We start from the raw sequence: 21,887 nt of genomic DNA, 5'->3' as shown, positions 1-21,887 counted from the left end.
GAACGCACGGGCCGTCAGGTGCGTGCTGGTCCGCAAAAGCTCGGGAGAGTTGCCATGCAAAACGCCGTCATTTTGATCAATACCCAACAGGGTCAGGTGAAACCCGTTGCCGAGCGGCTGGCCGATGTAGACGGCATCAGCGAGGTCTACTCAACCTGCGGCCGCTATGACCTGGTAGCGATTGCCCGTACCCGCGATTTTGAAAGCCTCGCCGAGCTGGTGACCGGGCGGCTCAACGCCGTTGAGGGCGTGAGCGATACCGAGACGCTGAACGCCATGCAGGTGCATTCCCGCCATGATCTGGAAAGCATGTTTTCACTGGGCTGGTAGCCGTATCGCTGCCGGAGCCGGCTTGCGGCTCGGTTGTCCCACTCGCTGACAGGAGACTTGACCTTGGCCAGGCTACTACGCTGGCGACGACACGGACGTCGCCTGGGCATCGCGCTCGTGTTTGTGGTTGCCGGTACCGGGCTCTGGCAGTTTCAGGAGCGTCAGTACCGTGATGAATATACATGGATGGGCGTGCCCGGCCAGGAGAGCCTGAAGCTGACAAGTCTGCATCGCGTATTCCGAAACGCGGGGTACCTGGTGGGCTGGTCGGACGTGCGCGTGGGGTCGCTGTGGGTGAGTTATCAGCTCAATGCCGTGGAGGATAGCGATATCGGCTCGCGCCCGTCCTTCCGGTCGGACTGGCGTACGCTATGGCCCGTCAAGACCTCCAGCTATGCCAAAAGCGGCTATGATCGCGGGCACCTGGCGCCCAACTATGCCATTGCTGCCGTCCACGGCCGCGAAGCGCAAGTGGATACGTTTTTCATGAGCAACATGCTGCCGCAGACGCCTGCGCTGAATCGGCAACTTTGGCAACGCCTGGAAGAGGCGGTCATGGATCATTTTGCTCCGCGCTTTGAGCGGCTGCAGGTCATCAGCGGGCCGGTATACCCCGAGCACTTCATGGACAATGTGTTCAACCGGGTCGGGCTGGTCGAAGTTCCCCGGGCGTTTTACAAGATTATCGTGGCGCCGGATGCCAGCCCCGCAAAAGCGCTGGCTTTCATCATGCCACAGGACGTCGAAGGCGATGAGCCGCTGGATGACTACCTGGTCAACATCGACGAGGTGGAAGACAAAACCGGACTGGATTTTTTCCCCGATCTGCCTGACAAGAGGGCACAACAACTGGAAGGGCAGGTTGATCTGCGCGGCTGGGCGCTGGACGATGTGGCCAACAAGCCGGGTCGCTTTCAGTAATAGAGCATTAACAAGAGAGAATCTATCGGGAATAGGGCCAATCGGAAAGAGGGGCAGTTGAAAAGAAGGCAGTTGGAAATAGCGTCAAGCGGGAAGAAGGGCTGAAGAGAGATCGGATGATGCGTGGGCTACCACCGTTGCAGTGGTGCCCGGGAGAGGACTTGAACCTCCACGTCCATACGGACACTAGCACCTGAAGCTAGCGCGTCTACCAATTCCGCCACCCGGGCGCATCATATTGTATCGTGCCGATCGTATTCGCTTGGTGCCCGGGAGAGGACTTGAACCTCCACGTCCATACGGACACTAGCACCTGAAGCTAGCGCGTCTACCAATTCCGCCACCCGGGCGAATACGAGCGTTTAATGCTGCTGCTTTATCAAGTAGCTGTTACGATTATCAAGCAGCTGTTGCTATACCAGAGAATTGAACAGGAGGTTGAACCCGTCGCCTGACTGGTTTGTTGCCTTGGCCTATGGCCATTCCTGCTTTCAGCAGCCGATTGAGCGCTGTTGAAATCGGGAATTGGTGCCCGGGAGAGGACTTGAACCTCCACGTCCATACGGACACTAGCACCTGAAGCTAGCGCGTCTACCAATTCCGCCACCCGGGCAAGTGGCGCGTATAATAACGGCCTGGGCGAAAAATGCAACCCCTTTGTTTGTATGATCAGCTTGTATGGTCAAGGCTGTGCGGTCGAGGCGATAAACCGAGCGGCTGAACCCTGACGCTACCTTGCAGTCACCATGCCCGGCTCCATCGGTCCCTAAGCCTCGTCTGTAAGCCGGGCCCGACAGGTATCCGATCAACCGATGGTTGGGTGATGGCGCGCGCAACGCTATACTGCGCGCATGACCCAACAAACACTATATTGTCCCCACGCTCCGCGCGTCGGGGTTCGTTGCTTGCAGCGCGTCGCGTCTGCCAGTTCTCACCGCTTTCCATGCACGCCCTCAAGGATGCCATCCGCATGAATGAATGGACGTTACGTGATGACGCTCACGCCAGCCGCGAAGCGCACAAGTATTCCAACCCGGCGCCCAGCCGCGAATATCTGCTGGCCGCGCTGGAAGCCTTTGGCAAGCCGCTGACCCATCAGCGGATGAGCGCCGAGCTGGGCCTTGAGGACGAGGACCTCCAGGAAGCTGTCCGCCGCCGTCTGGCGGCCATGGAGCGCGACGGCCAGGTGCTGCGCAATCGGGGCGGCGCGTACGCGCTGATAGACAAGCTCGACCTGATCAAGGGCAAGATTATCGGTCACCGCGAAGGCTTCGGCTTTTTGCTGCGTGACGACGGTAAAAAGCCCGACCTGGTGCTTCAGCCCCGGCAGATGCGCCGCGTTTTTCACGGCGACTACGTGCTGGTGCGCGTCAGCGGCCGCGACCGGCGCGGGCGTGAAGAGGCCACCATCGTCAACGTGCTGGCGCGCAATACGCCCACCATGGTGGGCATTTACCGGCGCAATACGCCGGAGTTCGGCGTGCTGATTCCGGAAAACCCGCGTATCACCCAGGAAGTCATAGTGCCGCATAGCGCCTGTGCCGGCGCTCAGGATGGCCAGGTGGTATCGGTCAACATCACCCAGCAGCCCGAAACCCGGGTGCAGCCGGTGGGCGAAGTGACCGAGGTGCTGGGCGAGCGCATGGACCCCGGCATGGAAATCGACATTGCCATCCGCAGCTACGAGATTCCTGCTGAGTTTCCCCCCGGGGTGATCGACCAGATCGCCTCGATTCCGGCCGAGGTCCAGGAAGAAGACAAGCAAAACCGCATTGACCTGCGCGATGTGCCGCTGGTGACCATCGACGACGAAACGGCCAAGGATTTTGACGATGCCGTTTGCGCGTGGAAAACCGACGCCGGCGATTGGAAGCTGCTGGTAGCGATTGCCGACGTGTCGCACTACGTGCGTCCCGGCGCGCCGCTGGATGACGAAGGCCGCCGGCGGGGTAATTCGGTTTACTTCCCCGGCCAGGTCGTGCCGATGCTGCCCGAGCTGCTGTCCAACGGGCTTTGCTCGCTGAATCCGAAGGTCGACCGGCTGGTCATGGCGTGCGAAATGACGCTGTCGTCCGCCGGCGAGATTAGCGACTATCGTTTCTACGAAGCCGTGATGAACTCGCACGCACGGCTGACGTATAACAAGGTCGCCGCCATGCTCGACCATGAAAGCGAGGAAGGAGCCGCGCTGCGTGACGAGTACAGCGCACTGGTCAAGCCGCTGGAAGACCTGCACGACCTTTACGAAGTGCTCAAGGCGGCACGCAGCGAGCGGGGTGCGCTGGAGTTTGATACCACCGAAACGGCGATCGTCTTCAACGACGAGCGCAAGATTGAAAAGATTGTCCCGCGCAGTCGCAACGACGCCCACAAGATGATCGAGGAGTGCATGCTGGCGGCCAACGTGGCGACCGCCCGCTTTCTCGATACCCACGATCTGCCTGCGCTTTATCGCATCCACGAAAAGCCCTCGGCCGAGCGGCTGGAAAAGCTGCGCCTGTTCCTCAACGAGCTGGGGCTGACTCTGCCCAACGGTGACGATCCTTCGCCCAGTGACTACCGGGCGCTGCGCGAAAGCATTCAGGACCGGCCGGACGCCGACGTAATCCAGACCGTGATGCTGCGTTCAATGAACCAGGCGGTGTATTCACCGCAGAACGAGGGCCACTTCGGTTTGGCGTATGAAGCCTATGCGCACTTTACCTCACCGATTCGCCGCTACCCCGACCTGATTGTCCACCGGGCCATTCGCTCGGTGATACGCGGTCCGCGCAAGACCGATACCGTGCTGCGCGCCGAGGGAGCCCCGGTGCAGCCGCCGAGTCAGTGGTGCCCCTACACCTTTGAGCAGATGCTGGAGCTGGGTGAGCACTGTTCCATGACCGAGCGCCGCGCCGACGACGCCACCCGGGATGTCGAGAGCTGGCTCAAGTGCGAATTCATGTCCGACAAGCTGGGCGAGACGTTTGACGGCAGCGTGGCAGCGGTCACTCAGTTTGGCCTCTTCGTGCGTCTGGATGCGTTTTTCGTCGAAGGGCTGCTGCACATCAGCTCGCTGCCGTCGGACTACTATCACTACGAAGCCGAGCAGCACCGTCTCAAGGGCGAGCATACCGGCACCACCTATCGCCTGGGTGATGCGGTGACCATTCAGGTGGCCAGGGTCGATATGGACGACCGTAAAATCGACTTCACGCTCGCCGATGAACGCCCGCCGCGGCCGAAGCGTCCTTCGCGCAAGCGGCGCAGCGGCGGTAACGGCAAGGATGCCGAAGAGGCTGAAGAGTGAGCGCCGTGGCTTCGTCCAAACGTCGCGGCCCGCGCGCGCCCGACGGGCTGGAGCCGGTCTTCGGCGTTCATGCTCTGGAAGGCCTGCTGCAACGCGGCGTGCCGCTGTCGGAGCTCTGGGTACAGCAGGGCACCGGCAAGCGGTTGCAGGCGCTGGTGGACCAGGCCGTCGAAGCGGGCGCTCGGGTCAAGCCGCAGCCGCGCGAAACGCTCGATCGGCTGACCCGGGGGGCTGCCCACCAGGGTGTTGTGGCGTTTTGCCCGCCGCTGACGGCGGAGTCCGAGGCGTCGCTGATGCTCAGGCTCAACGCATGGTCCGCCGATGAGCCGCCGCTGCTGCTGGTCCTCGATGGCGTGACCGACGTGCACAACTTCGGCGCCTGCCTGCGCAGCGCCGAAGCCGCCGGCGCTCACGGCGTGCTGGTAGCGAAGGACAAGGCGGCGCCGCTGAACGCCACCGTGCGCAAGGTCGCCTGTGGCGCCGCCGAGACGATTCCGGTTTACCAGGTCACCAATCTGGCGCGTGCACTGGCTGCCTTGAAGGATGCCGGGGTATGGATTACCGGCACCGCCGGTGAAAGTCGCGAGAGCGTATACGACGTCGACCTGACCAGCCCCACGGCGCTGATCATGGGTGCCGAAGGCAAGGGCATGCGCCGCCTGACCCGGAATGCCTGCGACTACCTGGCCTGTCTGCCCATGGCGGGGCAGGTGTCGAGCCTGAACGTCTCCGTGGCGACCGGCATCTGTCTGTTTGAAGCCTTGCGTCAGCGCCAACTTGCAAGTTAAACGCCTATTCCCTAGAATGCGTGCGCCCGCTTGTATGGCAAGCGGGCGCTTTTGTTTTGCTTGACGTGACCAACCGGAAACGAAGCCCGAATCGGCGGCCGGTTTACAACATCAAGCCCAACTCCTTGCTTCCATGAGGCCGAGTGCCCAGCGGAAGCTGCCAAACCGCAAGGAGATTCCATGCGTCATTACGAAATCGTGTTCATGGTCCATCCGGATCAGAGCGAGCAGGTGCCGGCCATGGTCGAGCGCTACACCGGCATCGTCACCGACAACGGCGGTACCGTGCATCGCCTCGAGGATTGGGGTCGCCGCCACATGGCCTACCCGATCAACAAGATCCACAAGGCCCACTACGTGCTGATGAACGTTGAGTGTGAGAGCGCGACGCTCGAGGAGATTGAAAACATCTTCCGCTTCAACGACGCCATCATCCGCAGCCTCGTGCTGCGCTGCAAGGAGGCGGTAACCGAAGCCTCGCCGATGATGAAGCCGGTTGAAGACAAGCGTCAGCGCCGCGACGACAAGCCGCGTAACGACAAACCGCGCGCCGAGTCTGCCTGAGACACACTCGCCGGAGCCCCCAGGGCTCCCACTGACCGTACGTATTAAGGAGCTACTCCATGGCACGTTTTTTCCGTCGCCGCAAGTTCTGCCGCTTTACCGCTGAAGGCGTCAAGCAGATCGATTACAAGGATCTGGATACGCTGAAAGCCTATATCACCGAAACCGGCAAGATTGTCCCCAGCCGTATCACCGGCACCAAGGGACGCTACCAGCGTCAGCTGGCCGGCGCTGTCAAGCGCGCGCGCTACCTGGCCCTGCTGCCCTACACCGATAGCCACCAGTAAGCCGTCCGCGTCATGCTGGCTTTTGCCCGTTGGCTGATGCAGCGCCCGACCCAGGCGATCGGCGCGGCGGCCCTGGCGTCGCTGGTGCCCTGGCTGTTCTGGATCGGCGCGGCGATTGCCGCTTTGGTCACCCTGCGCAAGGGCTTTACCGCGGCGTTGCCGGTCATCATCGCGGCGGCCATTCCGGCCGGCTGGTGGTGGACCCAGGGCGACGTTGTGCCCCTGGCAAGCGTTTTGCTGGTAACGCTGATGGGCGTTGTCCTGCGCGAACGCATGCGTTGGGGCGAAGCCCTGATCGCGGGGACGCTGGCCTGTGCCGGCATGATCCAGCTGGGCATTTTCAGCCCGCCCGCGGGCACCGAGGCCATGCTGGAGCAGATGCGCAACAGCTCGGCGGAGTTTGACCGCCTGCTGACCGACTTCGGCCAGCAGGGGTATGACACCACAACGCTGGCCCATCTGGTCGTTAACGGCATTACCGGGCTGGTGGTACTGCTGGCCGCCGTTATATCGCTGGCGATCGCCCGCAGCTGGCAGGCCGGCCTGTATAACCCCGGCGGCTTTCGCGAGGAGTTCCATGCCCTGCGTCTGGCCCCGCGGGAGCTGGCCGTGCTCGCCGCTCTGGGGTTGGCCACCATGCTCGTCGGCATGGAAGGCTTTGTCCTGCTGGGCTGGGTGCCGCTGCTGATTGCCGGTGTGGCGCTGGTACACGGTATTCTGGGATTAAGGGAGATGAACGGGCTGTGGCTCGGCGCATTTTATCTGCTGCTGATTACCACCTGGCCCATGATTCTCATTGTGCTGCTGTCAGGGCTGATTGATTCGTTCGCCAACGTTCGCGCACGCCTTGCCCGCAGCAACTGACAGTAGCAACTGACGAGAGGTTTACGAGATGGAAGTCATTCTGCTCGACAAAATTGGCAAGCTGGGTAGCCTGGGTGACAAGGTCACCGTCAAGCCCGGTTACGGTCGTAACTACCTGGTGCCCTACGGCCACGCCGTACCGGCTACCAAGGACAACATCGCCGCGTTTGAAGCGCAGCGCGCCGAGCTCGAAAAGCAGGCCGCCGAGCGCAAGGCCGAAGCTGAAGCTCGCGCCGAGCAGCTCAACGACATCGAGCTGTCGCTGGTCTCCAAGTCTGGTGATGAAGGCAAGCTGTTCGGGTCCATCGGTCCGCGCGATCTGGCCGATGCGATCACGTCCGCCGGCATCGACGTAGCCAAGCGCGAAGTTCGCATGCCGCAGGGACCGCTGCGCCAGACCGGTGAATATGACATCGAGCTGCATCTGCACGCCGAAGTCAACGCCGTGGTGCGTATCATCGTTGTGGGTGAATAAGCCCGCCGGATGATGCTGCCATAACGGGGCTGTGGCGTGTTGCGCCGTGGTTCATGGCGATATAATGCAGCCCCTGGCGATGTAAAAGAGCGCGGAGGATAGGTATCCTCCGCGCTCTTTTTTGTCTCGCAGCGGGGACGCGGGTGCTTTTGAAGATCGCAGCGCCTGATAAACTGGCGATGCACAATGCCGCCGCGCCACCCCGACGTGCTGAACGCTCGGTGTGTTCACCATCCCTGTTCAAATGCTGTCGTCCAACTGCCGAGGAGACCTCCATGCCAGCGCCGTCTGTGGATCAGGAAACGGAAGCGCTCAAGCTGCCGCCGCATTCTCTGGAAGCCGAGCAGTCGGTGCTGGGCGGGCTGCTGCTCGACAACCCGGCCTGGGATCATATCTCCGACCGGCTCGTGGCGGATGATTTCTATCGCTACGAGCATCGTCTGGTGTTCAACGTCATGATGCACCTGGCGGAGGCAGGGCAGCCGCTTGACGTAGTGACGCTGTCCGAAGCGCTGGAGGCGCGCGATCAGCTCGAAGCCGTGGGCGGGCTCGGGTTTCTGGCCGAGTTGGCTCGGAATACGCCGTCGGCAAGCAACATTCGCGCCTACGCCGATATCGTGCGCGAACGCGCCACCCTGAGAAAACTGATCCGCGCGGCCGGCCAGATTGCGGACGGCGCCTTTGCCTCCCAGGGGCGACCCGCCGACGAGCTGCTCAATGAAGCCGAGCGGCTGGTATTCCAGATTTCCGAAGAGCGGCCCAAAACCGGCGGCCCCCTGGGGATGAGCGATCTGCTGACCAAGGCGGTCGACCGCATCGACGAGCTGTTCAACCTCAAGGGTGAGATGACCGGGCTGTCGTCGGGATTTCGTGACCTTGACGACATGACCACCGGGCTTCAGCCGTCCGATCTGGTGATCCTCGCCGGCCGTCCCTCAATGGGCAAAACGGCCATGGCGATGAATCTGGTCGAGCACGCGGTTATCTCCGACGACAGGCCGGTGATGGTGTTTTCCATGGAGATGCCCGCCGAATCGCTGATGCTGCGGATGCTGTCATCGCTGGGGCGTATCGACCAGACCCGGGTGCGCACCGGTCAGCTGGAAGACGAAGACTGGCCGCGGCTGACCTCGGCGGTCAACCTGCTCAAGGACAAGCAGCTGTTCATCGACGACACCGCCGCACTGTCGCCCAACGAGATGCGGTCGCGTATCCGCCGTGTTGTACGCGAACAGGGCAATATGTCGCTGATCATGATCGACTACCTGCAGCTGATGCAGATTCCCGGCTTTTCCGAAAATCGCACCGGGGAAATTTCGGAAATATCCCGTTCGCTCAAGGGGCTGGCCAAGGAGTTCGGTTGCCCGGTGGTGGCGCTCTCGCAGCTTAACCGCTCGCTGGAACAGCGCCCCAACAAACGTCCGGTCATGTCGGACCTGCGTGAATCCGGCGCCATCGAACAGGATGCCGACGTTATCGCCTTTGTGTATCGCGATGAGGTGTACAACCCGGATAACCCCGACAACCAGGGGCTGGCCGAGCTGATTATCGGCAAGCAGCGTAACGGCCCGATCGGTACGGTGCACATGGCCTTCATCGGCAAATACACGCGTTTTGAAGATCTGGCACCGGATACCTATGGCGAGGCCTTTGGCGACTGACGTGGATTGCCAGGGCGCTTGAGACTCGCGGGTGAGCACGTATAATGCGCGACTTTCAACGGCGCCGCGAGCGTCGGTGCGCCGTTGCGATGCAGCTTTTACAGGATACGTTTCACAAAGCACGTTTCACAAAGAATGTTTCAGATCCAGGCCGGGCTATCCCGTAATGGGATGCCCATCAGCAAGAGGACACAGGATGGCAGGTGGTTTCAGTCGCGGAAAACGCACGCGAACGCCCAAATTCGAGGCTCGGGGCGAGCTTCAGGCTGTAGAGCGTGAAGGGCCGTTCAAGGAATGGCTGGGGATGCCCGACCTCTATCGCTACGCGCTGACGGTCGATGGCGAGGCGTACAGCTACCAGACCGAGGACACCGAGCTCCCTGTGGCCGTCGGTGACCGGGTCGTGCTGCGCTACAAGGAAACCCGCGCGGGCCGGTGGGTCGATCGCAACTCGCTGGGCAAGGCCATTGATCCGTCGGAATATCGCTAGCTTCACGTTGTTCTGTGATTATACAGGGTAGCGAAAGCGTATAATTTTTCTGCCCGGCCGACCAAAAGTGCTATCATCGTGTCCATGACAACACCTGTTATGGAGATTCCATGAGCGCTAACGTCGCCAAAGACCAGCCGGGCGAAGGACGCCTGGCCCATGCCGATACCGATCATCCGCCGATAGCCCCGGCGAAAGTCGGCGTGGTGATCGCCAACCTCGGCACGCCGGATGATACCGACTACTGGTCCATGCGGCGCTATCTGGGAGAGTTTCTTTCGGACCAGCGCGTGGTGGATTACGCCCGCTGGAAGTGGCAGCCGATTCTACAGCTGATTATTCTCACCCGGCGGCCGTTCCTGTCCGGCCAGGCCTACAAAAGCATCTGGAATACCGAGCGCGATGAAAGTCCGCTGCTGACCATTACCCGCGCGCAGCGCGACCGCTTCTCCGAGCGTATGAAGGATCTGTACGGCGACAACGTGGAAGTGGACTTCTGCATGCGCTATGGCAATCCGTCCACGGAAAGCGTGCTCAACCGCATGGCGGAAAAGGGCTGCGAGCGCATCGTGTTCTTTCCGCTTTACCCGCAGTACGGCTCGCCGACCACCGCCACGGCCAATGACCAGGCCTTTCGTACGCTGATGAAGATGAAATGGCAGCCGTCGATCCGCACGGTGCCGGCCTACTTTGACCATCCCGGCTATCTGCGCGCGCTGGCGGCGTCGGTGACCGATGTCTATCAGCCGCTGGAAACGCCGCCTACCAAACTGGTTGCCAGCTACCACGGCGTTCCCGAGCGTTACCTCCTCGACGGTGACCCCTACCATTGCCACTGCCAGAAAACCACGCGCCTGCTACGTGAGCAGCTGGGCTGGGAAAAGGGCGATATCGATACCACCTTCCAGTCCAAGTTTGGCCCGGAAAAATGGGTGGGGCCGGCAACGGTGGAGCACGTCGCCGAACTGGCCAAACAGGGGCACAAGCATATTGCGGTGATTTCCCCGGCATTCGCCTCGGACTGCGTGGAAACCCTCGAAGAAATCGAGCAGGAAATTCGCGACAGCTTTATGGACGCCGGCGGCGAAACCTTTACCTACGTGCCCTGCCTCAACGACCGCGACGATCACATCGACGCCCTGGTCGACATTGCCAACAACGAGCTGGGCGGCTGGCTGCGTTAACGCCGCCTTGCTCCAGTGCCTTGCCAACGCCGCTTCCTGCGGCGTTTTTTCTCCCTGATGTACAAGTGTTGTACGCGGCGTGTAGGATGTAGCGATACACTCACGCGGCGAGCCAATCATGCAGCGTAAAGCCGATCTGCCAAGCAAAACCTGCGCCTGTTGCCGGCGACCGTTCAGCTGGCGCCGGAAATGGGCGCGTAGCTGGGACGAGGTGCGCTACTGCAGCCAGCGCTGCCGCCGCCAGGCGCGCGCCGCACGCCGACACCGGGAGATGTCGCCATGACCCAGCCCCTGACCGATATCATCTGGCTCCACGATGATCTGCGCGTGGCGGATAACCTGCTGCTGCATTTTGCCTCGCCGCCCGAAGCCATGCTGGTGGTGTATGTACTGGACGAACGCAAGCTGGCCCCCTGGCATCCGGACGACGAGGGAATGCGGCTGGGACCCGCGCGTATCCGCTTTCTGTGGCAAAGCGTCATGGAGCTGCGCGGCCAGTTACTCCGCCTGGGTAGTGATTTGCTGGTGAAAATCGGCTCGCCGGCCGATGAGATGGCGGCGCTGTGCCAAGCGCTACGTCCGCGTCGGGTGCGTGTCAGCCATTCGCCCTGTGCCGACGAGGCCGCCGACATTGACGCCCTGCGCGCGCAGCTGTCGGCGGGCACAGAGCTCGATGTTATCGATAACAACACCCTCATCGACGCCGGCTCGCTACCGTTTGCCTGGCAGGAGTGGCCCGGCAGTTTTTCCGCCTTTCGCCGTCGCGTGGAAAAGGACAACGAGATTCCCGCACCGCTGGCCGCGCCGGTAACACTCCCGCCCTGGCCGGACGATGCCTCGCGAGGCTTTCCGCCGCTGCAGCATCTGTGCCGGGAAAGCGCCAACTGGCAGGCCGACCCGCGCGGCGAATTCGACTACGGCGGCGGTGAAGCGGCCGGCCATGCCCGGCTTCAGGATTATCTCTGGGCGCACGAGGCCATTGGCGAACAGGCCGGCCCGGCGTATTACAAACAGACCCGCAACGGCCTGGCGGGCGCGGATTTTTCGACCCGGTTCTCCGCCTGGCTGTCGCGCGGCTGTCTGTCCCCGCGTCAGGTCCATCAGGCCGTCAAGGACTGGGAAGCGAGCCACGGGCAATGCGAGTCGAGCTACTGGATCACTTTTGAACTGCTGTGGCGCGACTATTTCCATCATGCCGCCGAGCTGGACGGTGCCGGGCTCTTTGGTCGTCGAGCCCTGCCGCCGCTCAACGATGCCTTCAACGCCTGGCGGGCAGGTCGCACCGGCATCCCCTTTATCGATGCGGCCATGATCGAGCTGTCGTCCACCGGCTTTTTATCCAACCGTGCCCGGCAGAACGTCGCCAGCTACCTGGTCAAGGATCTAAAGGTGGACTGGCGGCTGGGCGCTGCCTGGTTCGAGCACTGCCTGATTGACTTCGATGCGCCGAGCAACTGGGGCAACTGGCGCTATGTGGGCGGCACCGGCCGCGATCCGCGCCGCAATCGCTACTTTAATGTCCTCGGCCAGGCCGACCGCTACGATCCCGCAGGGCATTACGTGGCACGCTGGCTCCCGGCGCTGGTCGATCTGCCCGCCGATCAGCGTCACCGCCCCTGGCAAAAAGCCCCCGAACATTTTGCCCGGCCTCTTGCCGAGCCGTACGACTGAACGACATCGGGGGTGGCGTTGCTCGCCCTTGTGGGGGATGATCAGCAGCCTGATTCGTCAGCATTGAGGAGCGCCATCGTGTTTTTACCCCTACGTTTACGCCGACCCCGTATCCACCGCTTTACCGCACCGCTTTTGGGGCTGGGGTTGGTGGCGGGCGCGGTTCACGCCGCCCCCTCGCTGATGACCGAAGTGGATAGCCAGGCCCCCGAGTCGGTTACCGCGTCCTCCGAAGCGGATCAGCGCAGGGCCGGCTTCAACGCCTGGCTGGCCGACTTTCGCTACGAGGCAGCGCAGCAGGGCATTCGCCAGCGGACCCTGGACCGGGTGCTGGGTAACGTCAGCTATCGGGCCGACATCATCGAGCACGACCGCTCCCAGCCGGAGTTCGTACGCCCGATCTGGGAGTATCTGGATACCGCCGTGTCGAGTACCCGGATCAACGCCGGCCGCGAAAAGCTCGAGGCCCAACGCGATACCGCCCGGCAAATGCAGCAGCGCTACGGCGTGCCGGCCGAGGTCATCGTCGCTATCTGGGGCATCGAGAGTCATTACGGCAGCCACTTCGGCGACTATTCCACCCTGAACGCGCTGGCCACGCTGGGATTTGACGGGCGCCGCGACGACTTTGCCCGCAAGGAACTGCTGGCCGCGCTCAAAATTATCCAGGCCGGGGATATTTCAGCGGCCGGGATGCAGGGCTCCTGGGCCGGCGCCATGGGCCATACCCAGTTTCTCCCTTCCAGCTTTCTGGCCTATGCGGTGGACGGCGACGGTGATGGCCAGCGGGATATCTGGCGCAGCATTCCCGACGTCATGGCCTCCACGGCCCACTATCTGGCAGAGGCGGGCTGGCAGGCCGGCGAGCCCTGGGGCACCGAGGTAAGCCTTCCCGACGATTTTGACTATACCGCGACCGGGCAGAACAGCACGGCCGACTGGCGTGAGCGGGGCGTTCGCGCGGTCAACGGAAAGCTCCCCGATTTTGCCGGTGCCAAGGTGATCGTGCCTGCCGGCGCCGAAGGGCCGGCGTTTTTGACCGGTCCCAACTTCCGCAGCATCCTGCGCTACAACAACGCCACCAGCTATGCGCTGGCCGTAGCCAAGCTGAGCGACGCCATCGCCGGGCGCGAGGGGGTTGTCCAGAGCTGGCCCAGGGAGCAGGCGCCGCTGTCCCGCGATGACGTGTTTCGGCTCCAGCAGCTCCTCGGCCGGGCCGGCTACGGCGTGGGCCAGGCCGACGGCATCATGGGGCCCAACACCCGCAAGGGGCTGCGTCAGTTTCAGCGCAGTCAGGGGCTGACGCCCGACGGCTTTGCCACCCAGGCGCTGCTTGAGCGGCTGGAGAATCGCCAGGGAGACGCATCATGATCGTTCCACGACTTCCCGGGACTCTACAACCAACGCGCGTTGTGGCCGGTCTGATAACCGGCTGCCTGTTGACCGTCGGCGTCGCGTTAGCCGACGACTCGCCGGAAGCCTTTGGCTGGGTACAGAAGGCCGACATCAAGCCCTGGGATATCAAGGTCAAGGCCAAGCTCGACAGCGGGGCGTTAACATCGTCTCTGGATGCCCGGGATATTGAGCCTTTTGAACAGGACGGTGAGGACTGGGTGCGCTTTCGCTTCGAGCTGCAAGATGAAGACAGCGGCGAAACCGTTACCCGGGAAGTCGAACGTCCGCTTTTCCGTACCCTGGCCGTGCGCGGTGCGGGTGGCCGGGATGAGCGGCCGGTAGTGCTGCTCAATCTGTGCATCGGCGATACCGTTTACGAAGAGCAGTTCAGCCTGCGCGACCGTAGCGATATGCTTTACCCGGCGCTACTGGGACGGCGCACCATTCGCCATCTCGGCTATCTGAATGTAGACAGCACGTTTACCCACGACGCCGAATGCGGCGAAGATGCCGACTTCGTTGCCCATGAGCCCGGAGACGACGCGGAATAACCCCGGCTGGCGAGTCCGGGCTAGAAAAGCCGCGAGAGCAGGGCGGTCACGGCGGTTTCGACCCGCAGTATACGCGGCCCCAGGTGCATTCCCCGGCATCCCGCAGCGAGCAGCTGCTCGATTTCCCAGTCGATAAAGCCGCCTTCGGGGCCTATCGCAAGCAGCGTTGGCCGGGTCAGACCACGCGGGCAGGCCTCGGCCATGCCCGGATGGGCGACCAGCCCCTGCCGGTGAGCCAGCAGGCCGGGCAGCACATCTTCAACAAAGGGGCGAAAGCCCCGGCGTAGCGTCACCTGCGGCATGATTGTGTCCCGGGCCTGCTCGAGCCCCAATACCAGGTGCTCGTGAATTTTCTCGGCGGTCAGTTCCGGCGACTGCCAGTAGCTTTTCTCCACCCGGCGGGTATGCAGCAGTGTGATCTCCTTGACCCCCAGCGCAGTGACATGCTCCAGCGTTCGCGCCAGCATGCGCGGGCGCGGTAGCGCCAGCACCAGGTGCACCGGCAGCGCCGGCGGTGGCGCCTCGGTCAGGGCGCCAGGATGAAAATGCGCGCTGTCATGGTCGAGCCGGGTCAGCTCGGCCCTGCCCATCCCGGCGCCGGCAATGCCCACGGTCAGCGTCTGGCCCGGAGCGGCGCGGTGGACGTCGTGCAGGTGGCGCAATCGGCGCGGATCATTGATCGTGGCGCTGCCGTCGGCAGTGATATCGTCGGGGCTGAGAAGTAACAGATTCATGGGCGGCCGATACCTGGCTGATAGGGTGAGACCAATCCGCCGTGGCTATGCGGGCCGGGCGCCTGGCTGTGGCATAATACCCCACGCAGCGCGCGCTGCGAATGCCGCAGCGGCCAACCCCATTCGAGTTGGAAGGAACAGCATGAAGGTTTTAATGATCGGCGGCGGTGGCCGCGAGCACGCGCTGGCGTGGAAGTTGGCGCAGTCCGCAAAGGTGGAGCAGGTCCTTGTCGCCCCCGGCAATGCGGGCACGGCCAACGAACCGGGGTTGGCCAATGTGGAAGTGGCTGCGACGGATATCGACGGCCTGGTGACGCTGGCGCAGCAGGAACAGATAGCGCTTACCGTAGTGGGCCCCGAGGCGCCGCTGGTCGAGGGCGTGGTGGATCGCTTCCAGGCGGCTGGCCTGACGATTTTTGGCCCCGACCGGGCGGCCGCGGAACTCGAAGGTTCCAAGTCCTTTGCCAAGGATTTTCTCGCCCGCCACGCGATTCCTTCCGCCGACTACCAAACCTTTACCGAGGTCGCCCCGGCGCTGGAGTACCTGCACGCCAAAGGGGCGCCGATTGTGATCAAGGCCGACGGCTTGGCGTCGGGCAAGGGCGTGATTGTGGCTGGAAGCATTGCCGAAGCCGAAGCGGCCATCCGCGATATGCTCGAGGACGACGCCTTTGGCGGAGCCGGCGCCCGGGTAGTGATCGAGGAATTTCTGCAGGGCGAAGAAGCCAGCTTTATCGTCATGGTCGATGGCGACAACGTGGTGCCCATGGCCACCAGCCAGGACCACAAGCGCGCCTTCGACGGCGATACCGGGCCCAACACCGGCGGCATGGGCGCGTACTCTCCGGCGCCGGTGGTCACGCCCGACGTGGATGCGCGCATCATGCAGCAGGTGATTATCCCCACCGTGCGGGGCATGGCCGCCGATGGTCGACCCTACAGCGGCTTCCTGTACGCCGGCCTGATGATCGACCGCGAGGGCAACCCGCGGGTGATCGAATTCAACTGTCGCTTTGGCGATCCCGAAACCCAGCCGATCATGCTGCGCTTGGAATCGGACCTGGCCGACCTCTGCCTGGCCGGTGCCCGGGGCGAGCTGGCCGGCCGCGAATGCCGCTGGGACAGCCGTGCGGCGGTCGGCGTAGTGCTGGCCGCCGGCGGCTATCCCGGCAGCTATGAAAAAGGCCACGCAATTACCGGCATCGACGCCGCCGACCAGGGCGGCAGCAAGGTCTTTCACGCCGGCACCGCGCTCGACGCGGCCGGCAATGTCACCACCGCCGGCGGGCGCGTACTCTGCGTTACCGCTCTGGGCGAGAGCGTGCGCGACGCCAGCGCCGCCGCCTATCGGGGTGTGGACAGCATTCACTGGCAGGACGTGGCGTATCGTCGCGATATTGCCCACCGCGCCATCGCGCGGGAATCCACCGAGGCCGAACCGGCCGGGGCTCAGGGACGCTAATGTCACGCGAGTATCCGATTATTGCCGTGACCGGCTCTTCCGGCGCCGGCACCACCACCATGCGGCGCAGCTTTGAGCGCATCTTCCAGCGTGAGGACGTTCACGCTGCCATGGTCGACGGCGATGCTTTCCATCGCTATACCCGCGATGATCTGCATCGTATGTACTGCGCCGAGCCGGAGCGTTACGAAACGCTTTCCCACTTTGCCGTCGAAGCCAACCTCATGGGGCAGCTGGAAGAGCTGTTCAGCGAGTATGGCGACCAGGGGAGCGGCCATTATCGTCACTATATTCATGCCGAGGACAAGCAGAAGATCGAAGCCGGCTATCAGGTGGGCACCTTTACCGAATGGCGGCCGCTGCCCGCGGGGACCGATCTGCTGTTCTACGAAGGGCTGCACGGCGGGCTGGTGAGCGAGGAGCATGACATTGCCCGCCACGTGGATCTGCTGATTGGCGTGGCGCCGGCGATGAACCTGGAATGGATCCAGAAAATCGATCGCGACACCCGCATGCGCGGCTACTCCCAGGAAGCGGTGATCGATACCATCCTCGGGCGCATGGGCGACTACGTACGCTGTATTCAGCCGCAGTTTTCCCGCACGCACATCAACCTGCATCGCGTGCCCGTGGTGGATACCTCCAACCCGTTTGAAGTTCAGGACGTCCCCACCGACGGTGAATCCTTCGTGGTGATTCGCTTTCGCGAGCATTCCCGGGTCGATTTTCCCTGGCTGCTGGCGATGATACAGGACTCGTTCATGACCCGGCCGCATACGCTGGTCGTACCCGGCGCGCGGCTGGCGCTGGCGCTTGAGCTGATTCTCGGGCCGCTGCTGCGTCAGCTGCTGGCCGAACGGCGTTTTGGGTAAGCCGAGCTGGAGTCGTGGCAGCGTGATGTCCGGGCAGGTTGCCGGAGACAGGGCGAGCGCCGGATGGCGTGCGCCGCTCAAAAACGCTAACGTCGAGGTTTAACGCGCGGTCTCGATCGCGCCTTCGAGGATTGCAAGGAGGGATAGTGATGGAATGTTTGTTCTGCAGGATGGTCCAGCGCGAAGTGCCCGCCGATATCGTTTACGAAGACGAGCATGTGCTGGCGTTCAATGACATCAACCCCCAGGCGCCCACCCATGTGCTGATTATCCCCAAAAAGCACATCGCGACGCTCAACGATGTCAACGACAGCGATCTGGAAACCGTGGGACGCCTGCAGTACGTGGCCGCAAAGCTGGCCCGGGACAACGGCTTTGCCGAAGACGGCTACCGCGTGGTGATGAACTGCAACCGGGCTGGCGGCCAGACCGTTTACCACATCCACATGCACCTGCTCGGCGGCCGTGAATTCAGCTGGCCGGCGGGCTGAAAAAACATCGGGACGAAAACCCGGGAAGAAAACAAAAAAGGCGCCATTGGGCGCCTTTTTTGATGGTGCGTACAGTGCGCTACGCTATCAGGCGTCAATGCGCTTGTACTTCATCCGCTTGGGCGTGTCGTTGCCCACACGCTTCTTGTGGTCGGCTTCGTACTCGGTGTAGTTGCCGGCGAAGAATTCCACGTGCGATTCGCCTTCGAACGCCAGAATATGCGTGGCGATGCGGTCGAGGAACCAGCGGTCGTGAGAGATCACCAGGGCGCAGCCGGGGAAGGCCAGCAGCGCTTCCTCCAGCGCGCGCAGCGTCTCGATGTCCAGGTCGTTGGAGGGTTCGTCAAGCAGCAGCACGTTGGCACCCTGCTTGAGCGTCTGCGCCAGCTGCAGGCGACCGCGTTCGCCGCCGGAGAGCTCGTCGAGACGCTTTTGCTGGTCGTTGCCCTTGAAGTTGAAGCGGCCCACATAGGCGCGCGAGGGCACTTCGTAGCCGTTGATGCTGAGGATATCCTGGCCGTCGGATACCGCTTCCCAGACGGTCTGCTTGTTTTCCATGTCGTCGCGCAGCTGCTCGACGTAGGCAATGTCCACGGTTTCGCCCAGCACGACGTCGCCGGCGTCGGGCTGTTCGTCGCCGTTGATCAGCTTGAACATGGTCGACTTGCCCGCGCCGTTGCCGCCGACGATGCCGACGATCGCGCCCGGCGGGACGGAAAAGGTCAGATCCTCGTACAGCAGCTTGTCGTCAAAGCGCTTGGCGACGTTGTCAAACTCGATGACCTTGTCGCCCAGACGCGGACCGGGCGGAATGTAGATCTCGTTGGTTTCGTTGCGCTTCTGGAACTCGCCGGACTGCATTTCTTCAAAGCGGTTGAGGCGCGCCTTGCTCTTGGCCTGGCGGCCCTTGGCGTTGGAGCGCACCCATTCCAGCTCTTTCTTGATGGCCTTCTGGCGCGAGGCTTCCTGCTTTTCTTCCTGCGCCAGGCGGGCTTCCTTCTGCTCCAGCCACTGGGAGTAGTTGCCTTCGAAGGGGATGCCTTCGCCGCGGTCGAGCTCGAGAATCCAGCCGGCGACGTTGTCAAGGAAGTAGCGGTCGTGGGTAATCGCCACTACGGTGCCGCTGTAGTCGTGCAGGAAGCGCTCCAGCCAGGCCACGGACTCGGCGTCCAGGTGGTTGGTGGGCTCGTCGAGCAGCAGCATGTCGGGGCCCGAGAGCAGCAGGCGGCACAGCGCCACGCGGCGGCGCTCACCGCCGGACAGATTGCCCACAACCGCTTCCCAGGGCGGCAGGCGCAGCGCCTCGGCGGCAACTTCCAGCTTGCGCTCGATGTTGTGCGCGTCGGCGGCTTCGATGACGTTTTCCAGCTCGGCCTGCTCGGTGGCCAGGGCGTCGAAATCGGCGTCCGGCTCGGCGTAGGCCATGTACACTGCTTCGAGCTTTTCCTGGGCTTCCTTGACCGCTCCCAGCGCCTCTTCCACGGTATCGCGAACGTTCTTGTCGTCGTCGAGCTCGGGCTCCTGGGGCAGGTAGCCCACGTTCAGGCCCGGCATCGGACGGGCTTCGCCTTCAAACTCGGTATCGACGCCGGCCATGATGCGCAGCAGCGTCGACTTGCCCGCGCCGTTCAGGCCCAACACGCCGATCTTGGCACCGGGGAAGAACGACAGCGAAATGTCCTTGAGGATTTGCTTTTTGGGCGGCACGATCTTGCCGACCTTGTTCATCGTGTAGACGTATTGCGCCATGAATATCCGATAGGTTGGTAAACGAAAGCGGTGGCCACCGACGCGTGGATGACCCGGGCGATGGCGCCGGGGCGGATCAGGTCACGCGGTCGGGGATTGACTGACAGGGCCACGATGATAGTGCCGGATGGCGGCAAAGGCCAGCGCAGCCGGCAATCGCCTCTTGCTCTTTTCCCTTCTTCCTTGCTTTCTTCCTTCCTCTATTTCCCTCTGTCTTTCCTATTCCTCGGCGTGGGCGCGCTTGAGCGCGTCCAGTTCCTGCCGGGCTTCGACGCGCTCGGTGACGTCCTTCTGTACGCCGATGTAATACATCAGGTTATCGCCTTCGTCGAAAACCGGGGTAATCGACAGCTCGTTGTAGAACATGCTGCCGTCCTTGCGATAGTTGCGCAGCACCTCGCGGGAAGGCAGGCCGTCCTTGAGCGCCTGGCGAATGGCGCCCAGTGCCTGCTGGTCGCGGTCGTCGCCCTGCAAAAAGCGGCAGTCGCGGTAGAGAATTTCGTCCGCGCTGTAGCCGGTCAGGCGTTCAAACCCCTTGTTGACGTAGATCAGGATGTTTTCATCGCCTTCCTGTTCGGCAACCACAATGCCGTCTTCCGAGGCGTCGACAATGCGTTCAAGCAGCTCCGGGCTGATCAAGGGAGATCGTTTCATGAAAAGTCCTGTATGGCTTCAGTCCTGGGTATTCTGCCGGCGAGCAGTGCCGGGCCGTGGAGCCCTGCCGGCTACTCGACTTCGGGCAGTGCGCGGGCGCTGAAAAAGGCCGCCAGCGCCGCCGCGGCGAGTGCCGCCAGCAGCGCGGCACTGCCCAGCCACTGGGCAAGGGCACCGAGTATGCTACCAAACAGCAACATTAAACCACCGGTCAACGTGTTGGAAAGCGCGACATACAGTGCGCGCCTGTCCTGGCCGGCCATGTCCACCACATAGGTTTTGCGCCCGATGCGCACGCCATGATGCACAATCACCAACAGCCCGTATACCAGCGCATAGGGCAGGGCCTGCGTCGACCAGTCGCCGGGCAGCCGGACAAGACCGGCGCCCAGCAGGCAGCAGATCAGCGTACCCAGCGCGGCGGTACACATCACCTTGCGGCTGGAAGCGTCGGCGCGCTTGCCCCAGACGGGGCTGGCGATCATGCCGGCGACGCCGGAAATCACCACTAAAAGCCCCAGCCCGCCGAGTTCGGCGCCACTTTGCTGCTGGCCCAGCAGGGCGATGTACGGCAGCGCCAGCGCGCTCGACAGCAGCAGCGTCCGCGATAGATTGAAATGCAGAAAGGTGCGGTCTTCCCGGAGTAGCGACAGGCCCAGCTTGAGACTGTCCCAGGCGTTTTCGCCGCCGTCCACGGCGCCGGGCTGCTCGACAATCCGTGCGGCGCACAGCGCATTCAGCGCCCAGCCCAGGGCAGCAACGCCGAGCAGCACTGCCAGCGCCAGTTCGCCGGGGCGGTCGTCAAACAGCATCAGCACGCCGCCGGCGGCCAGGGTGACACCGCCGGCCACGCTGCCGCTATAGCCCATCAGCGTGCCGCGGCGCTTTTTGGCGATGGTTTTGCCCATGACATCCTTGGTGGCAATCGAGGACAGACCGCGAGCGAGTGACAGCGCCACCAGAGCCGCCAGCACCAGCGCACCGCCAGGGCTCCCCTGTCCCGCCAGTGCCAGACCCGCCAGGCCCAGGGCGGAAACCGCCTGGAACGCGCCGCCGGCGACCCAGACCCACTTGCGCTGCGGCTGTAAACGGATGAAGCCGGCGATAAACAGCTGGGGCAGCAGCGCCCCGGCCTCGCGGATGGGAACCAAAAGGCCTACCATCCACACCGGTGCGCCGATGACGCCCAACAGCCAGGGCAGCACCAGCCGGGCGCTGGAAAGTTCGTCGGCCAGCTTGTTGCCCAGCGCCGCCCAGAGGTGGCGCATGAAGTTGGCGGGTTGATCGCTGCAGGCGCCGTCGGGAATGTCGTCGCACATGCGGCTGTCTTCGTCACCGGTCAGCCATTCGTACAGGCGTGACTGGGAAATGTCGGGATCGGCCATGAAAACTCCCAGGCTGTTATGCTGCGGACCAACTTTTGCAGGGGCCAACTGTACCCGCTCATGGCGCAAT

General features: G+C 63.0%; 22 protein-coding genes and 3 tRNA genes. 18 read left to right on the top strand and 7 right to left on the bottom strand.

Annotated features, from left to right (window positions below; all coding sequences use genetic code 11):
* The first annotated feature begins 54 nt into the window (after positions 1-54).
* Both C793_RS0110450 and C793_RS0110445 read left to right on the top strand, forming a co-directional pair.
* Positions 55-330 (top strand): Lrp/AsnC family transcriptional regulator, encoded by a 276-nt coding sequence (locus tag C793_RS0110450; protein WP_017430891.1) that lies wholly within the window; start codon positions 55-57, stop codon positions 328-330.
* Between the two features lie 63 nt (positions 331-393).
* Complete coding sequence (locus tag C793_RS0110445; RefSeq protein ID WP_017430890.1) at positions 394-1,251, top strand: DNA/RNA non-specific endonuclease; 858 nt, start codon at positions 394-396, stop codon at positions 1,249-1,251.
* A gap of 143 nt (positions 1,252-1,394) precedes the next feature.
* On the opposite strand, the gene C793_RS0110440 is transcribed toward C793_RS0110445, so the two are convergent.
* The 3 genes from C793_RS0110440 to C793_RS0110425 form a co-directional block, all read right to left on the bottom strand.
* A tRNA-Leu gene (locus C793_RS0110440) sits at positions 1,395-1,481 on the bottom strand.
* Positions 1,482-1,514: 33 nt separating this feature from the next.
* Positions 1,515-1,601 (bottom strand) — tRNA-Leu (locus tag C793_RS0110435).
* Between the two features lie 176 nt (positions 1,602-1,777).
* A tRNA-Leu gene (locus tag C793_RS0110425) sits at positions 1,778-1,864 on the bottom strand.
* A 357-nt stretch (positions 1,865-2,221) separates the two neighbouring features.
* On the opposite strand from C793_RS0110425, the gene rnr reads away from it, so the two are divergent.
* The 13 genes from rnr (at position 2,222) to rloA3 (ending at position 14,470) form a co-directional block, all read left to right on the top strand.
* Positions 2,222-4,540 (top strand): ribonuclease R, encoded by a 2,319-nt coding sequence (rnr, locus tag C793_RS13875; protein ID WP_017430889.1) that lies wholly within the window; start codon positions 2,222-2,224, stop codon positions 4,538-4,540.
* Positions 4,541-4,545: 5 nt separating this feature from the next.
* The gene (gene rlmB / locus C793_RS0110415) at positions 4,546-5,328 is read left to right on the top strand and encodes a 23S rRNA (guanosine(2251)-2'-O)-methyltransferase RlmB (RefSeq protein ID WP_026106236.1); all 783 of its coding nucleotides are present in this window, start codon (positions 4,546-4,548) and stop codon (positions 5,326-5,328) included.
* Positions 5,329-5,508: 180 nt separating this feature from the next.
* Positions 5,509-5,892, top strand: a complete 384-nt coding sequence (rpsF, locus tag C793_RS0110410) for a 30S ribosomal protein S6 (RefSeq protein WP_017430887.1) — start codon at positions 5,509-5,511, stop codon at positions 5,890-5,892.
* 59 nt (positions 5,893-5,951) lie between these two features.
* A complete protein-coding gene (rpsR, locus tag C793_RS0110405; protein ID WP_017430886.1) occupies positions 5,952-6,179 on the top strand; it encodes a 30S ribosomal protein S18 in 228 nt (75 codons plus the stop codon).
* Between the two features lie 12 nt (positions 6,180-6,191).
* Entirely contained in the window at positions 6,192-7,043 is an 852-nt protein-coding gene (locus tag C793_RS0110400; protein WP_017430885.1) for a hypothetical protein, read from the top strand.
* Positions 7,044-7,071: 28 nt separating this feature from the next.
* On the top strand, positions 7,072-7,518 hold the full coding sequence (gene rplI, locus C793_RS0110395; RefSeq protein WP_017430884.1) for a 50S ribosomal protein L9: 447 nt from the start codon (positions 7,072-7,074) through the stop codon (positions 7,516-7,518).
* A gap of 275 nt (positions 7,519-7,793) precedes the next feature.
* Positions 7,794-9,179 (top strand): replicative DNA helicase, encoded by a 1,386-nt coding sequence (gene dnaB, locus C793_RS0110390; RefSeq protein WP_017430883.1) that lies wholly within the window; start codon positions 7,794-7,796, stop codon positions 9,177-9,179.
* A 196-nt stretch (positions 9,180-9,375) separates the two neighbouring features.
* Positions 9,376-9,669 (top strand): hypothetical protein, encoded by a 294-nt coding sequence (locus tag C793_RS0110385; protein WP_026106235.1) that lies wholly within the window; start codon positions 9,376-9,378, stop codon positions 9,667-9,669.
* Between the two features lie 110 nt (positions 9,670-9,779).
* On the top strand, positions 9,780-10,853 hold the full coding sequence (hemH, locus tag C793_RS0110380; protein WP_017430881.1) for a ferrochelatase: 1,074 nt from the start codon (positions 9,780-9,782) through the stop codon (positions 10,851-10,853).
* 118 nt (positions 10,854-10,971) lie between these two features.
* Positions 10,972-11,136: a DUF2256 domain-containing protein gene (locus tag C793_RS14355; protein WP_083871935.1), complete on the top strand. Its 165-nt coding sequence runs from the start codon at positions 10,972-10,974 to the stop codon at positions 11,134-11,136.
* Complete coding sequence (locus C793_RS13870; RefSeq protein WP_017430880.1) at positions 11,133-12,524, top strand: DASH family cryptochrome; 1,392 nt, start codon at positions 11,133-11,135, stop codon at positions 12,522-12,524. The genes C793_RS14355 and C793_RS13870 overlap by 4 nt, the downstream gene beginning before the upstream one ends.
* Positions 12,525-12,602: 78 nt before the next feature.
* Entirely contained in the window at positions 12,603-13,895 is a 1,293-nt protein-coding gene (locus tag C793_RS0110370; protein ID WP_017430879.1) for a lytic murein transglycosylase, read from the top strand.
* Complete coding sequence (rloA3, locus tag C793_RS13865; protein ID WP_051038367.1) at positions 13,892-14,470, top strand: retropepsin-like aspartic peptidase RloA3; 579 nt, start codon at positions 13,892-13,894, stop codon at positions 14,468-14,470. The genes C793_RS0110370 and rloA3 overlap by 4 nt, the downstream gene beginning before the upstream one ends.
* A 20-nt stretch (positions 14,471-14,490) precedes the next feature.
* On the opposite strand, the gene C793_RS0110360 is transcribed toward rloA3, so the two are convergent.
* Positions 14,491-15,204, bottom strand: coding sequence for a 16S rRNA (uracil(1498)-N(3))-methyltransferase (locus C793_RS0110360; RefSeq protein ID WP_017430877.1), 714 nt, complete (start codon positions 15,202-15,204; stop codon positions 14,491-14,493).
* 142 nt (positions 15,205-15,346) lie between these two features.
* Between C793_RS0110360 and purD the strand changes: the two genes are divergently transcribed.
* From purD to C793_RS0110345, 3 genes are all read left to right on the top strand, one after another.
* On the top strand, positions 15,347-16,666 hold the full coding sequence (gene purD / locus C793_RS0110355; RefSeq protein WP_017430876.1) for a phosphoribosylamine--glycine ligase: 1,320 nt from the start codon (positions 15,347-15,349) through the stop codon (positions 16,664-16,666).
* Complete coding sequence (locus C793_RS0110350) at positions 16,666-17,538, top strand: phosphoribulokinase (protein WP_017430875.1); 873 nt, start codon at positions 16,666-16,668, stop codon at positions 17,536-17,538. The genes purD and C793_RS0110350 overlap by 1 nt, the downstream gene beginning before the upstream one ends.
* 149 nt (positions 17,539-17,687) lie before the next feature.
* The gene (locus tag C793_RS0110345) at positions 17,688-18,029 is read left to right on the top strand and encodes a histidine triad nucleotide-binding protein (protein WP_026106234.1); all 342 of its coding nucleotides are present in this window, start codon (positions 17,688-17,690) and stop codon (positions 18,027-18,029) included.
* An 87-nt stretch (positions 18,030-18,116) separates the two neighbouring features.
* Here the strand turns inward: C793_RS0110345 and ettA are convergent, their stop codons facing one another.
* The 3 genes from ettA to C793_RS0110330 form a co-directional block, all read right to left on the bottom strand.
* Positions 18,117-19,778, bottom strand: coding sequence for an energy-dependent translational throttle protein EttA (gene ettA / locus C793_RS0110340; RefSeq protein ID WP_017430873.1), 1,662 nt, complete (start codon positions 19,776-19,778; stop codon positions 18,117-18,119).
* A gap of 219 nt (positions 19,779-19,997) precedes the next feature.
* Complete coding sequence (locus C793_RS0110335) at positions 19,998-20,432, bottom strand: PAS domain S-box protein (protein WP_026106233.1); 435 nt, start codon at positions 20,430-20,432, stop codon at positions 19,998-20,000.
* Positions 20,433-20,503: 71 nt separating this feature from the next.
* Complete coding sequence (locus C793_RS0110330) at positions 20,504-21,817, bottom strand: MFS transporter (RefSeq protein WP_017430871.1); 1,314 nt, start codon at positions 21,815-21,817, stop codon at positions 20,504-20,506.
* Between the last annotated feature and the right edge of the window lie 70 nt (positions 21,818-21,887).

It is taken from the genome of Vreelandella jeotgali Hwa (assembly GCF_000334215.1).
Taxonomy (GTDB): domain Bacteria; phylum Pseudomonadota; class Gammaproteobacteria; order Pseudomonadales; family Halomonadaceae; genus Vreelandella; species Vreelandella jeotgali.
The sequence above is the reverse complement of the archived record's forward strand: the minus strand, read 5'-3'. Positions and strand labels throughout refer to the sequence as shown.

Bases quoted from the DNA above. Each gene is read 5' to 3' on its own strand.
- C793_RS0110450 (WP_017430891.1), top strand. From the start codon at position 55: ATGCAAAACGCCGTCATTTTGATCAATACCCAACAGGGTCAGGTGAAA.
- rnr (WP_017430889.1), top strand. From the start codon at position 2,222: ATGAATGAATGGACGTTACGTGATGACGCTCACGCCAGCCGCGAAGCG.
- rpsF (WP_017430887.1), top strand. From the start codon at position 5,509: ATGCGTCATTACGAAATCGTGTTCATGGTCCATCCGGATCAGAGCGAG.
- rpsR (WP_017430886.1), top strand. From the start codon at position 5,952: ATGGCACGTTTTTTCCGTCGCCGCAAGTTCTGCCGCTTTACCGCTGAA.
- C793_RS0110400 (WP_017430885.1), top strand. From the start codon at position 6,192: ATGCTGGCTTTTGCCCGTTGGCTGATGCAGCGCCCGACCCAGGCGATC.
- rplI (WP_017430884.1), top strand. From the start codon at position 7,072: ATGGAAGTCATTCTGCTCGACAAAATTGGCAAGCTGGGTAGCCTGGGT.
- dnaB (WP_017430883.1), top strand. From the start codon at position 7,794: ATGCCAGCGCCGTCTGTGGATCAGGAAACGGAAGCGCTCAAGCTGCCG.
- C793_RS0110385 (WP_026106235.1), top strand. From the start codon at position 9,376: ATGGCAGGTGGTTTCAGTCGCGGAAAACGCACGCGAACGCCCAAATTC.
- hemH (WP_017430881.1), top strand. From the start codon at position 9,780: ATGAGCGCTAACGTCGCCAAAGACCAGCCGGGCGAAGGACGCCTGGCC.
- C793_RS14355 (WP_083871935.1), top strand. From the start codon at position 10,972: ATGCAGCGTAAAGCCGATCTGCCAAGCAAAACCTGCGCCTGTTGCCGG.
- C793_RS13870 (WP_017430880.1), top strand. From the start codon at position 11,133: ATGACCCAGCCCCTGACCGATATCATCTGGCTCCACGATGATCTGCGC.
- rloA3 (WP_051038367.1), top strand. From the start codon at position 13,892: ATGATCGTTCCACGACTTCCCGGGACTCTACAACCAACGCGCGTTGTG.
- C793_RS0110360 (WP_017430877.1), bottom strand. From the start codon at position 15,204: ATGAATCTGTTACTTCTCAGCCCCGACGATATCACTGCCGACGGCAGC.
- purD (WP_017430876.1), top strand. From the start codon at position 15,347: ATGAAGGTTTTAATGATCGGCGGCGGTGGCCGCGAGCACGCGCTGGCG.
- C793_RS0110350 (WP_017430875.1), top strand. From the start codon at position 16,666: ATGTCACGCGAGTATCCGATTATTGCCGTGACCGGCTCTTCCGGCGCC.
- C793_RS0110345 (WP_026106234.1), top strand. From the start codon at position 17,688: ATGGAATGTTTGTTCTGCAGGATGGTCCAGCGCGAAGTGCCCGCCGAT.
- ettA (WP_017430873.1), bottom strand. From the start codon at position 19,778: ATGGCGCAATACGTCTACACGATGAACAAGGTCGGCAAGATCGTGCCG.
- C793_RS0110335 (WP_026106233.1), bottom strand. From the start codon at position 20,432: ATGAAACGATCTCCCTTGATCAGCCCGGAGCTGCTTGAACGCATTGTC.
- C793_RS0110330 (WP_017430871.1), bottom strand. From the start codon at position 21,817: ATGGCCGATCCCGACATTTCCCAGTCACGCCTGTACGAATGGCTGACC.